Here is a 13,018-nt window from a genome sequence, read left to right on the forward strand (position 1 = left end):
AAACATCTCTGATGTCAAAAGTAGCAACTCGTTTTGCTCCCTCTCCTACTGGGGCTCTTCATATTGGTGGTGTTAGAACTGCCTTGTTTAATTGGTTATATTCAAAAAATCAAAAAGGCACTTTTTATTTAAGAATTGAAGATACTGATAAAGAAAGATCGAAAGAAGAACACAAAATACAAATAATTAAATCCTTAAATTGGTTAGGGATAAAACATGATGGCGAAGAATATATTCAGTCAACAAAAATTGATGATCATGTAAAAATTGCACATGAATTATTAAAAAATGGTTATGCCTATAAATGTTACTGTTCACCTGAAGAGATAGAAGAGCAAAAAAAAAGAGCTAGACAAAAGAAAATACCTTATATTTACAACAGAAAATGGAGGGATGCAGAAGAAAAAGATGCTCCTAAAGAAATTAAACCTGTAATTAGATTTAAAAGTAAAATTGAAGGAAGTTCAATTCTTAAAGATCTAGTTCAGGGGGATGTTGAAATAGAAAACAGCACAATAGAAGATTTTGTAATATTAAGAAATGATGGAACTCCAACTTATAATTTGTCAGCAACTGTAGATGATCATGAAATGGGGATGACGCATATAATTAGGGGAGATGACCACAAAATAAATACCTTCAAACAAATTCAAATTTATGAAGCAATGAAATGGGATGTACCACTGTTTGCCCACATACCTTTAATTCACACCATAGAAGGTAAAAAATTATCTAAGAGAGATAATGCTTCAACATTAGATGACTACGCAGAAATTGGGATTATGCCTGACGCTTTAAGAAATTATTTACTAAGACTAGGATGGTCATATCAAGACAAAGAAATATTTACTTTAGAGGAAAGTATAAAATTTTTTAACTTAGAAGGTATTGGAAAATCACCATCAAAATTAGATATGAGCCGTATTTTGTCAATGAATGAGCACTATATCAAAAATATTGATGAAAATGATCTGTACGATAATCTTTTAAGATATTGTGAACAATACAAAGATAAAATTGATACAGAAAAAGCAACAAAAATAAAATCATCTTTAGTGTTTTTAAAAAACAAAGCAAAAACACTGGAAGAAATATTTAATAATGCAAAATATATTATTAATGATGAAGTTAATTTTAATGAAAATGATTTAAAACTAATTGACGATAAATCCAAAAAAATAATTAATGAATTTCAAAATGAAATTAAAAACTTAGAAAGTTTAACTAGAAATAATTTAGAACCAATAGTTAACAACTTGATAAAAAAACATGAAACAAATTTCAAAGGTGTAGGTCAACCGTTAAGAGTAGCCCTAACAGGATCTAAGTTTGGACCAGGCCTATATGATATTGTTATATCTTTGGGTAAAACAGATGTTGAGAAAAGATTAAGAAAGATACTTAATTAAAATTGAACTTGCCTCTCCGGAAGATGAAGTTTTAGACCTGATGCCCTCTAGAGTTTTGGAGCATTCATTTACTTGTTTTTTCATTAATTCAGGGTTTTTAAGAAAATAAATAACAGACCTGTATATTTCATCTGCATTACATTCTTTTTGAAGTAATTCAGGAATTACCTCACGATTATTAATTATATTTATAATATTTGCAAATTTTACATTAACTAACATTTTAAAAATCATAAAATTAATAAAACTAAGTTTATAAATAATAATAGATGGAACATTAAAATTACAAATTTGCAGTGAAACAGTACCAGATTTTGAAACAGCGAAAATAGATTTAGACAAAATTTCAGATTTAATATTTTCCTCAGATACAATATCTAAATTATCAAAGTTATATTTTTTTAAATATTCTAAAATTAAACTTTTATTTTCTTCAGTTGCATGAATATAAAAAAAATATTCATTATGTTTTTTGTTCATTAATTTAATAAAATCCAATAATATAGGTAGCAAAACATAAATTTCAGAATTTCTGCTACCAGGAAATATAGATATTATTTTTTTATTTTTAGGTAAAATATTGTCAATAATAGTTTTGTTATTTAGATTTCTTTCTATTAGAGGATGGCCAACAAAAGTATTGTTAATATTTTCTTCATCAAAGTATTCTTTTTCAAATTTAAACAACAAAAGAATGTGATCAATAAATTTTTTAATTTTTTTAACTCTGTTCTTTCGCCATATCCATACTTGAGGTGCAACATAATGAATTGTTTTGATGTTAGTATTTATTTTTTTAACCTTTTCTGCTACGCGCAAAGTAAAATCAGGGCTGTCTACACTTAGTAATATATCAGGGTTAAATTTTACTATTTCTTCTACAGTTTTATTTATTTTTGATTTAATTGTAAAAATATTAAGCAATACACTTGTAAAACCTAAATATGTAATTTCCTTCAAATCATAAATAGATTTAATTCCTAGTTTCTTTAAGTGAATACCACCAACACACAAATATTCAATTTCAGGGCTTTCTAGTTTTAATCTTGAAATTAAAGTTGATGCAAGTTTATCTCCTGATGGTTCGCCTGTTAATACAAAGATTTTTTTCATATAACTTTTATAAAAATTTTGTTTTTATTTGCAAAATTTATTACCTGTTTCCTGTCTAGAAAAATATTCTTTTTAGATTTTAAAACGAGACCCTTTAATCCGTGTTTTTTAATATCTTTTAAAGTTTGCAAACCAACAGTTGGTAAATCCATTCTTAAATCTTGTTTATTTTTTGGTAGTTTTATTAATATCCCTTTTGAATTTTTCTTTACTTTTGAAAGCATTTTTTTTGTCCCTTGTCTTCCTTCTTTTGCAATTATTTTTTCATCTTTGATAACTAAAGCCTGTATATGATCCAAACTATTAATTCTATTGAAATAATTTTTAGCATTTTTAATTGAGTTATTGTCACTCCTATTAGGCTTAGTTTTTGTATAGTTTCCTTTTTTAAGAGATAGTTCTGGGTTAAAGTATATAGAACTAATTACTTTTATACCCTCATTTGCAAGAATATTGATTATTGATTTGATAATTGCAGCGTCACCAATTTTAGAAGCTCTAATAACACTTGGCATATAGTATATACCTTTTAAATCTAATCTAAGAGATGTAAAATTAGGTTTTACTATTTTGCCTGCAAACAAAACTTTTTTAGATTTTTTTTCTTTAATTAAATTGATTATTTTTCCAAATTTTCCAATACTAATCCTGTAAGAATTTTTATCTATTTTAAATTTATTATTTTTAGAAAAATCTATAATGAAATATTTTTTTTTTAATTTTTTTATTTTATTTAAAACTATTTCAGGAAAATCAGTATCACCTAAAAATAAACCAATCATTTTATTTTGAAAAAGGAGTACAAATTGGTCTTTTTTTATCTTTTTCTATAAAATTAATCACTTCAGAAACTAATTTATTTTTTCTTAAATCATTTGATAAATTACTTAAACTCTCTGTTAAATTCTCATTCTTAAATATTATTTTATAGGCTTCACTAAGGGATAATATTTCTTTATTTGGAATATTTTTTCTTCTCAAACCAATAAGATTTAAACCTTGCAATATACTTCTATTTCCATGGGCTATACCATATGGTATCACATCTCTTACTACACCACACATACCACCTATCATTGCAAACTTACCAACTCTAGTAAATTGTTGTACAGCTGAATTTCCCCCTATTATGGCATTATCATCCACATGAGCATGACCCCCTAACGGAACATTATTTGCCAAAATAACGTTATCACCAACTATGCAATCATGGGCAATGTGTGAAGAAACCATAAACAGACAATTGTTACCAACTTTAGTTTTACCACCGCCACCTTCAGTGCCTGGATTAATGGTTACGTACTCTCTTATTTTATTGTTATCACCTATCTCTAATGATGTTTTTTCACCTTTAAATTTTAAATCTTGCGGATCATTTCCTATAGACGCAAACGGATATATTTTATTATTTCTGCCTATAATAGTATTGCCTGTTATGTTTACATGAGATTGCACATCTGTACCTTCTCCAATTTCTACATTAGGACCAATTATAGAATACGGTCCTATTTTTACATTTTTAGAGATTTTAGCATTTGAATCAATAATTGCAGTTTTGTGTATCATTAATTATTTCTTAAAAATTCTCTTATATTTTTTGCCGGATAACCCATCACCTTCGTATTATCTGGTATATTTCTTATTACACCAGAGCCGCCTCCAATTTCTACATTATTGCCAATTTTAATATGTCCTGAAATTCCAGCTTGGCCACCTATTTTTACATTAGAACCAATAATTGCACTACCAGCAATTCCTACCTGACCAGCTATGATAGAGTTTTCTCCTATTTTAACATTGTGGGCTATATGTATTTGATTATCTAAATATGTATTTTTGCCAATAACAGTATTTGACATTGAACCTCTATCGATAGTAGAACCACATCCGATTTCACAATTTTCCTCAATAATTACAATGCCAATATGCGGATATCTTAAATTTTTATTTTTATTTGGGAAGAATCCAAAACCATGTTTTCCAACAACGCAGTTATCTAAAATTTTAACATTATTACTTATTAGTGAATTTCTTATTATTGTATTTGAGCCTATTGAACAATTATCTCCAATAGAAACATTTTTTTCAATTATTGTATTGTGACCTATCTTACAATTTGCGCCTATCGATACATTTTTTCCAATTAAAACATTTTTGCCATAAAGTACTTTATCCTTAAAATCTGTTTCATTAATATCAATTGAGCTATCATCAAAATAATCATTTATAGCATCAGGATAAAAAATTGATGTTATTTTTGATACAGATACTAATACATTTTTAACCAATATCGGAGTACAAGAATTCGGAAGTTCATTTTTCAAAGACTCAGTTGTGAGACAGAAAGATGCTTTTGTATTTTTTGCAACTTCTTTGTATTTATTTGAGTGAAAAAAAGTAATATCTAGCTTATTTGAATTATGTAAATCTTTTATGTCGTCAATTTTTATATTCTCTTTAACATCATAGTTGGTAATATGTAGATTGCTTAAAATATCTGAAAGTAAAATTGGACCATTATTTTTAAAAAAAGGATTTGACATATCTGCTTTTAACAGAGCAAAATTAATGAGCTTATCAAAATTTATTGCTATTTATTTCTTATCAACAATTGTTGCAGACCAAATAGCATCTGCCATTTTTATTTCATTTACAAAAGCTTCACCTTTATACTTCCATACTCTACCATGAGATCTTATAGCTTCAATTTTTAATATTAATTTACAATCAGGTATTACTGGATTTCTAAAACGAGCTTTTTCAACACCCATCAAAAATACCAATTTATTTTCATAAGTAGATTTATCCAAACCATGAGCTGTTAGAGCAGCAGCAGCTTGGCCAAATGACTCAACAATTAAAACTCCTGGCATTACTGGTTGATCGGGGAAGTGGCCCTGTACAAAAAAACTGTCATTTTTAACATGAACTACAGCTGTAGCAGAATGCAATTTTTCAATATCATATAGTTCATCAATTAATAACATAGGTTCTCTATGTGGTAATAAATTTCTTATCTGATCTTTATTAAGTACATTCATAAATTACTGTTTATTCGTCAAAATTAAAATATCTTTTGTAATATCTAAAGAATCATCTGCAATAATTATATCTTTCTTATCTATAACAATTTTTAGTTTATTTGAAGCTATATAATTACTTAGAATTTCATCCAGATAAACAAAAAAATTGTCTAATTTTTCTTTTTTTAACTTCTCAAATAATAATATTTTATCATTTTGAAAAGAGTTAAATTCATCAATGTTTTTTTTTAATTCAGAAATTTTTTCTTGATATTCGTTTTCTGGTGTAATGTTTTTAATTTTATTCAGATTAACTCTTTTAAGATCTAATTCCTTTTTTTTTGAATTGAATAATTTTTCGTTATTCTTTTTTAAAGAATTTAGTTCATCAATTATTTTTTTACCTTTTACGGAATTTTGTAATATAAAGTTTATATCAATATAACCTATACTTGCTTTTGATAAACTAATAAAAAAAAAATTACTTAATATAATTATAAAAAATAAAATTTTTTTCATAATTAAAATGTTGTGCCAATATTAAATCTAAAGCTCTCCGTTTTATCATTTGATCCTTTGGATAATGGTTGTGCCAAACTTAAACTCATTGGTCCAACTACTGTAAACATATCCAATGCAATACCAATTGAACTTCTCAACTCCCCACCATCATCTAAGGAAGAGTCGTAATCAACACCCCATAAGTTAGCCGCATCAATAAATAAAACTGCATCAAGGTTTTCAGAATTTGGTAGAATTTGAGGTAATGTTGATGAAAAATTTAATGTTGTCATATAATTACCACCAATAAAATCTTTTCCATCTTTAGGGCCAACTTTACCACTCTCAAAACCTCTAAGATTTTTTGAAGGAATAAACAATCTTTCAGAAAGTTTTATATCACTATCGTCAATTGAAAATGCAGATCCAATAGAAAAACCAACTGATGTTACGTTATTATCATAAAGTTCATCATATATTTTATAGCTATATGTATTTTTAAAAGTATTTGTATCACTAATAACAGGAACATCTAAACTATATCGACTTATATAACCACTAGAAGTTTGAAATCTTGCATTCCTTTTATCTTGAGTGAAGTTAAGATTTAAAATACTATCCCAGTAGTTTCCCTTTTGCTTCTGTTGTTTAGCTGATGCTGTAGAATTAGTTGAAATCTTCTCATAGTAATTAGAGGTACCAACAAACAAATCTAAATCATCAAAATACTCGAAACGAGTACCAACTGTAAATCCAGTTTTATTATTTTTATACCCTGAAGTCTTAAGTCTATCCGTTTCACTTGATTCAAGAGAAAAAAATAGCGATTTATCAGAATTCTTAAAGTTTGGATTATTAACTGAAAAAGTTCCCTTTATATCCTCCTCTGAAAGTTGTAATTGAGAATTTAATCCTATTCCTTTTCCTAAATAATTATTCTCTTTAATGCCAAATAATACAGTGCTACCAGATGTACCTACCCCTGCACCAGCCATAATTTCACCTGTGGCTTTTTCTTCAACAGATATGTTTATTATTTTATTTGTATTATTTTTATTAGATACAATTTCACTGTTAACATTTTTAAAGAAATTAAGTGCTTTTATATTATTTATTGATTTAGAAACTAAGATTTCATTATAAATATCACCTTCATCAACCTGTAACTGGTTTCTTAAAACCCTTTCTTCAGTAATATTATTACCGAATATATTAATCCTCTCAACTAAAAATCTTTCACTTTCATCAACTAAAAAAATCATATTAATTTTATCGTCTATAATTTTTTCTGTTACTACTGCTTTCACAGACTCGAATTGTTCTTGAATAATAACTTCGTCAATCTTTTTAACTATTCTATCAATTGAGTTAATTGAATAATGTTCACCTTGAAGTTTTTTCAAAAATTTATTTATTGAAATAAAATTTTCTTGATTATAATCTAACGACATTTCTAATTTAAGATCACCAAAAAAATATTTTTTTCCTGCGTCAATATTGTAAATCAATTCGAATTCATTATTTTTTATTAATTTAGCAAATGAAGAATTAATTTTTACATTGTAATATCCTTCATTTTTAAAAAAATTATTTAATAAATTTTCATCAAATTTAATCATTTCTTCATTAAGATATTTTTTTCCTGAAATAAATTTCCAAAATTTATATTCTTCACTGACGATTACACTTCTAAGTTTTCTATCTTTAAATATTTTGTTCCCAGTGAATGTAATTTTTTTAATTTTTGATTTATTTCCAAGTGTAATATTGTAAACAATATTAATCTTGTTATCATCTAAATCTTCAACAGTTGCGAATACTTTAGAGAAAAAATAACCTTGTGCTTTCAAAATATTTTTGATTGTTCTCAGATCTTCATTAAAAAGATAATCATTAAATGAAGATCTATTTTTTAAATTTAAATTTTTTTTTATTAGATCTTCTAAGGTATTTGAAGCAAGACCTTCTATCGAAAGAGTTTGAATTAATGCTTCCTCTACAACGGTTATAATTAATTTATCATTATCTATTTTTAAAGAAACATCTTTAAAAAAATTAGTATCGTATAAGTTTTTTAGAATATTATTTATATTTCTTTCATTAATTTCAATATTATTTTTATAATCAGAAAAGACTATTATAGTTTCATTTGAAATTCTGTTATTTCCAATGATTTCAATATTTGAGATTTCTTTTGCTAAAGAATAATTTTTAAAAAAAAATATTATTAAAAAAAATATTAGGTATTTTCGGTATTTCTCTATCATTCGTAATAATGATTATAATTTGATTTTACTTCCATTTGTACAATTTTCTTGGTTTTAATTATGTCATTAATATTATTGGGTTTCACTGACTTAAATTTACTAAATTTTTTACTATCCAGAATTTTAAACAAAATTTCTGATATATGCTGGAATTTAATAAATCTTTTTAGGAAAAGGTCTACCAAAATATCATTCAGAGAAACAATAACCGTGTTAAATAAAGTGAATTTATCTGGTACTATCTTAAGGATATTAAGCATTGGAAATTTATTATTATCAGGATAACTCAAATTTAATTGATTTAACTTTTTTATATTCAAATTCTTTAATTCAGAAATTTTCTTATCATCATATAATGTATTAAATATTGGTATTTTCATATCTGTTTCATGAATAATCATTTTTGAATATCCACTTTTAAAATTAACAATTGCGTGAAGATAAGAGTCTCTATTAATTAATATTTTTATTTGTTTCATTGATAAATTAAATATATTTTTTGCCTCGATTACTTCAAAAACTTTGTTCATTAAATTTGAAGAGTCAATTGAGATTTTATTTCCCATGTTCCAGTTAGGATGTTTAATTGCATCTTCTACTTTGATTGATTTAAATTTAGATATTGGCAAATCAAAAAAAGGTCCGCCAGATGCAGTTATGAAAATGTCGTTTATATTTGAAATTTTATTTGCATTTATGCAAGACCAAATAGAAAAATGTTCAGAGTCTACAGGCACAAATAAAGTTTTGTTTTTTTTCAACTCTTTTTCAATTAAATTCCATCCACAAATTAACGATTCTTTGTTAGCTATAGCAATTTTTTTTGTGTATTTTATGGATTTCAAGGTTGGCTCGAGACCATCAAGTCCAGTTATAGAGCACATTATATAATCCATTTTTTTTGTAAAAATTTTATTTAATTGGTTAAAATTTGAATAAATTTTAAAATCAAATTTTTTCGATTTTACTTTCTCAAATTTTGTTGAGTTGGTAATTATTATATTTTTAGCCTTTAGAAGTTTTGCCTGTTGAACAAGAAGTTTGGTATTATTTTGAGCTGCTAACAAAATAACTTCAAAATCATTTTTGTTCTTTTTAATAAGTTCGATCAAATTCTTACCAATTGATCCAGTTGATCCAAAAATAGCAATTTTTTTTTTCATTTTAGAAATAATAAGTAAATTAAATATGACATTGGAAATGCAAAAATCATTCCATCAATTCTATCAAGGATACCTCCGTGCCCAGGAATTATATTTCCTGTATCTTTTATATTAGATAATCTTTTAAAATAAGAAATTAAGACATCTCCTATTTGACTAATTGAGGAAATTATAAATATAAAAATTATATTAAAAACAATTGAATCTGAAATTAAGAAATTAATATAATTATTTATAAAAATTAAACTGAATATTGAAAAAAAATAACCGCCAAACATTCCAGAAAAAGTTTTGTTTGGACTTAGTTTAGTTAATTTAGGACCCTTTAAAATTTTGCCAAATAAATACCCCCCTATATCAGTTAAAATACATATAACTAATACTATAAATAAATAAGTGGGATCATTATCTTCAAATGTTCTTATCTGAAATATGGAGAAAAATGAAAAGAATAAAAAAAGTATTCCAAATATGAAATATTTTTGATTTTTAGAAATTTTGTACCACTCGTACATAGATATTGAAAAACAAATTAATAAAAAAAAGGTAAAATACAGATTTCCCTTGATAATAAAAAAAAATGCTAGTGGGATTAATATAATTGAACTTATAATTCTTTTGAGTAGTTCATTTTTCATTAAATACTTCCATAATTTCTTTTAATTTTTTTGAATTTATTGATTATTTTAATGAAATCTTTTTCATTAAAATCTGGCCACAATTTTTTTTCAAAAAAAATTTCAGAATAAGCAATTTGCCACAACAAAAAATTACTTAAACGCATTGTGTTTCCTGTTCTAATTAAAATATCTGGATCAGGTATATTTTTTGTATATAAAAATTTACTTAAGTTTTTTTCATTCATAGTTAAATTTTTATTTTTTAATTTTTTAAAAGCGTAAATTAACTCATTTTTAGAACCATAATTTAATGCTAGATTGATTTGCAATTTTTTGTTTTTAATAGTTTTTTTTTCAGCGAACCTTAAAAGAAAATTTAATTTATTTGAAAAGCTTTTTTTACCAATAATATTTAATTTTATGTCTTGTTTATGTAAGTAATCAATTTTTTTTTTTAAAAAATTTTCTAGTAATTTAAATAAATATTTTATTTCTTGTTTTGGTCGTTTCCAATTTTCTGTAGAAAAAGTATAAAGTGTTATGTGTTTTATATTTTGTTTTATTGACTCTTTTATTATTTTTTCGACTGTAATAAGACCTGCCTTATGACCTTCGTTTCTTGAATTTTTATTTTTTATACCCCATCTTCCATTACCGTCCATGATAATGGCTACATGATTCAAAGGGTTCATATTGTCATTATTTCTTTTTCTTTTGAAGATACTTTATCATCAACAGATTTTATATGATCATCAGTGATGGTTTGTATTATTTTTTCTTTTGATTTTTCATCATCTTCACTAATTTCTTTTGATTTTAATAACTTTTTAAGATCTTCATTTGCTTCTCTTCTTATATTTCTTATTGATACTTTGCATTTTTCGCCAATAGATTTAATTAACTTTTTTAACTCAGATCTTCTTTCCTCATTTAATTCTGGTATGGGCAACCTAATTAATTGACCATCAATTTGAGGATTTAATCCTAAATCAGATTTCTTAATAGCTGCATCTAAAAGAGGTACATTGTTTGCATCCCACACTTGAATATTTATCATTCTAGGTTCTGGAGTTGTTATACTCCCAATTTGATTGATTGGCATTTGTTGGCCATACACATCAACTTTAACAAGATCAAGCATTGCTGCATTGGCTCTACCCGTTCTAAGAGATGCCAGTTCTTTAGAAAACACATCTATGGCTTTATCCATTTTTACACCATAAGATTTCTCGTCAAACATCTACTCTCCTATTTTTATTCTAAAAAATTCCTTAATTTTTAAATCAGCTATTGAAAGTTCTTTTACAATATCTTGAACTTTTTTCTTGGGTTCCATTACCCAAGCTTGAGTTAAAAGAGCATTTTCTTCTTTAAATTTGTTCATTTTTCCTAAACTTATTTTTTTAGCTATTTCATCAGGTTTGCCTGAATTTTTTAATTCCTCTGCAACGAGTTCTTGTTCTTTATCAATTACTGTTTGGTCAATTAAATTTGATTCAAGTGCTAAAGGATTTGAAGCTGCAATATGCATAGATAATTGTTTACCAAACGATTTAACTGTATCTGATTTGTCATTTGTATCAAGGGATACTAATACAGCCAATTTTGCTACATTATCTTTTACAACTGTATGTAAATAATAGTTATTAATACCTTTTGTATTTTCAATAGTTTTTGATTTTCCAATTGTAATTTTTTCACCAATTTTTGCAATTAGCGCTACTAAATTATCATCTACACTTTGCCCATTTTTCATCACAGCTTTTTTTAATTCATCATGATTAGAGTTGTGTTGATTGTTTAACTCACTTAATTCTTTAACGAAGCTTATAAAGTCATCATTTTTTGCAACAAAGTCTGTTTCACAATTTACTTCTATTACAGAAGTTTTGTTTTCATCACCTGATACTACAACAACTCCTTCTTTGGCATCTCTAGACATTTTTTTTGAGGCCTTTGATATTCCTTTAACCCTAAGAATTTCAATTGCTTTATCTAAATCACCACCGGACTCTTTGATTGCTAAATTACAATCTTTAAATCCAGCACCCGTTGCTTCTCTTAATTTTTTTACTTTTTCTATATCACTCATTTTAATTTAACTTTCCTTTATCTTCGTTAGAGAATTTTTTTTCTAGTTTTTCTCTATCAATTTCTTGAATAGTTTTGTTTTTATCATCATTATTACCTGATTTTGCTTTTTCTTGATTAGGCTCAGATGATTGAATTGAACTTTTTGCATTATTAATCGTTTCTTTAATTAAATTACAATAAAGATCTATTGCTCTTCTTGCATCATCATTACCAGGAATTGGGTAGTCAATATTATCTGGGTTAGAATTGCTATCTAGAATAGCAATTATAGGAATACCTAATTTTGATGACTCAGCTATAGCTAATGACTCATAATTAGTATCAATTACAAAAACTAGTTCTGGAACTTTTTTCATTTCTGCAATTCCACCTAATGATCTTTGAAGTTTGTCTTTTTTAACACTCATCTTTAGAAGTTCTTTTTTAGTAAAACCTCTATTTTCAGCAGCTAAATCAATTTCTAATTTTTTTAATTTTTTTATCGAATTAGATATTGTTCCCCAATTAGTTAGCATTCCACCTAACCATCTATAGTTTACAAAATACTGATCTGTATCTTTAGCAACTTCAGCTATAGCTTCTGATGCTTGTTTTTTAGTTGAAACAAATAAAATTTTTCCATTATTTGCTATTGTATTATATACTTTTTCTAAAGCTACTTTAGTTAATTCAAGTGTCTGAGTTAAGTCTATAATATGAATTGAGTCTCTTTTTCCAAAAATGTATTTCTTCATTTTTGGATTCCATCTCAAAGTTTTGTGTCCAAGATGAACACCAGCTTCTAATAATTGTTGAATTGTAACATTAGGTATTTTCATATTTATTCCC

The 13,018-nt window shown here is 25.8% G+C and carries 14 protein-coding genes; 1 reads left to right on the top strand and 13 read right to left on the bottom strand.

What is annotated here, in order from left to right; all coding sequences use genetic code 11:
* Positions 1–11 precede the first annotated feature (11 nt).
* Complete coding sequence (gene gltX / locus ACTTBM_RS04380) at positions 12–1,409, top strand: glutamate--tRNA ligase (protein WP_440634870.1); 1,398 nt, start codon at positions 12–14, stop codon at positions 1,407–1,409.
* Here the strand turns inward: gltX and lpxB are convergent.
* The 13 genes from lpxB to rpsB are packed head-to-tail and all read right to left on the bottom strand — an operon-like array spanning position 1,389 to position 13,008.
* On the bottom strand, positions 1,389–2,522 hold the full coding sequence (lpxB, locus tag ACTTBM_RS04385; RefSeq protein WP_440634871.1) for a lipid-A-disaccharide synthase: 1,134 nt from the start codon (positions 2,520–2,522) through the stop codon (positions 1,389–1,391). The two genes, gltX and lpxB, sit on opposite strands and share 21 nt — an antisense overlap.
* The gene (locus tag ACTTBM_RS04390) at positions 2,519–3,304 is read right to left on the bottom strand and encodes an LpxI family protein (RefSeq protein ID WP_440634872.1); all 786 of its coding nucleotides are present in this window, start codon (positions 3,302–3,304) and stop codon (positions 2,519–2,521) included. Before ACTTBM_RS04390 ends, lpxB begins: the two co-directional genes overlap by 4 nt.
* A gap of 1 nt (position 3,305) precedes the next feature.
* A complete protein-coding gene (gene lpxA / locus ACTTBM_RS04395) occupies positions 3,306–4,088 on the bottom strand; it encodes an acyl-ACP--UDP-N-acetylglucosamine O-acyltransferase (protein WP_440634873.1) in 783 nt (260 codons plus the stop codon).
* A complete protein-coding gene (gene lpxD / locus ACTTBM_RS04400) occupies positions 4,088–5,065 on the bottom strand; it encodes a UDP-3-O-(3-hydroxymyristoyl)glucosamine N-acyltransferase (protein WP_440634874.1) in 978 nt (325 codons plus the stop codon). The genes lpxA and lpxD overlap by 1 nt, the downstream gene beginning before the upstream one ends.
* Positions 5,066–5,116: 51 nt before the next feature.
* The gene (fabZ, locus tag ACTTBM_RS04405) at positions 5,117–5,563 is read right to left on the bottom strand and encodes a 3-hydroxyacyl-ACP dehydratase FabZ (protein WP_440634875.1); all 447 of its coding nucleotides are present in this window, start codon (positions 5,561–5,563) and stop codon (positions 5,117–5,119) included.
* Between the two features lie 3 nt (positions 5,564–5,566).
* Positions 5,567–6,064 carry an OmpH family outer membrane protein gene (locus ACTTBM_RS04410; protein ID WP_440634876.1) on the bottom strand — a complete coding sequence of 166 codons (498 nt, stop codon included), beginning with the start codon at positions 6,062–6,064 and terminating at the stop codon, positions 5,567–5,569.
* Positions 6,065–6,066: 2 nt separating this feature from the next.
* Positions 6,067–8,313: an outer membrane protein assembly factor BamA gene (gene bamA, locus ACTTBM_RS04415; RefSeq protein ID WP_440634877.1), complete on the bottom strand. Its 2,247-nt coding sequence runs from the start codon at positions 8,311–8,313 to the stop codon at positions 6,067–6,069.
* The gene (locus tag ACTTBM_RS04420) at positions 8,310–9,476 is read right to left on the bottom strand and encodes a 1-deoxy-D-xylulose-5-phosphate reductoisomerase (protein ID WP_440634878.1); all 1,167 of its coding nucleotides are present in this window, start codon (positions 9,474–9,476) and stop codon (positions 8,310–8,312) included. The genes bamA and ACTTBM_RS04420 overlap by 4 nt, the downstream gene beginning before the upstream one ends.
* Entirely contained in the window at positions 9,473–10,114 is a 642-nt protein-coding gene (locus tag ACTTBM_RS04425) for a phosphatidate cytidylyltransferase (RefSeq protein ID WP_440634879.1), read from the bottom strand. The genes ACTTBM_RS04420 and ACTTBM_RS04425 overlap by 4 nt, the downstream gene beginning before the upstream one ends.
* Positions 10,114–10,788 carry a polyprenyl diphosphate synthase gene (gene uppS / locus ACTTBM_RS04430; RefSeq protein WP_440634880.1) on the bottom strand — a complete coding sequence of 225 codons (675 nt, stop codon included), beginning with the start codon at positions 10,786–10,788 and terminating at the stop codon, positions 10,114–10,116. The genes ACTTBM_RS04425 and uppS overlap by 1 nt, the downstream gene beginning before the upstream one ends.
* Positions 10,785–11,336 carry a ribosome recycling factor gene (gene frr / locus ACTTBM_RS04435; protein ID WP_440634881.1) on the bottom strand — a complete coding sequence of 184 codons (552 nt, stop codon included), beginning with the start codon at positions 11,334–11,336 and terminating at the stop codon, positions 10,785–10,787. The genes uppS and frr overlap by 4 nt, the downstream gene beginning before the upstream one ends.
* Complete coding sequence (gene tsf, locus ACTTBM_RS04440) at positions 11,337–12,188, bottom strand: translation elongation factor Ts (protein WP_440634882.1); 852 nt, start codon at positions 12,186–12,188, stop codon at positions 11,337–11,339.
* Position 12,189: 1 nt separating this feature from the next.
* The gene (gene rpsB, locus ACTTBM_RS04445) at positions 12,190–13,008 is read right to left on the bottom strand and encodes a 30S ribosomal protein S2 (RefSeq protein ID WP_440634883.1); all 819 of its coding nucleotides are present in this window, start codon (positions 13,006–13,008) and stop codon (positions 12,190–12,192) included.
* Between the last annotated feature and the right edge of the window lie 10 nt (positions 13,009–13,018).

Source organism: Candidatus Pelagibacter sp. HIMB1746 (genome assembly GCF_052047555.1).
Lineage (GTDB): Bacteria > Pseudomonadota > Alphaproteobacteria > Pelagibacterales > Pelagibacteraceae > Pelagibacter.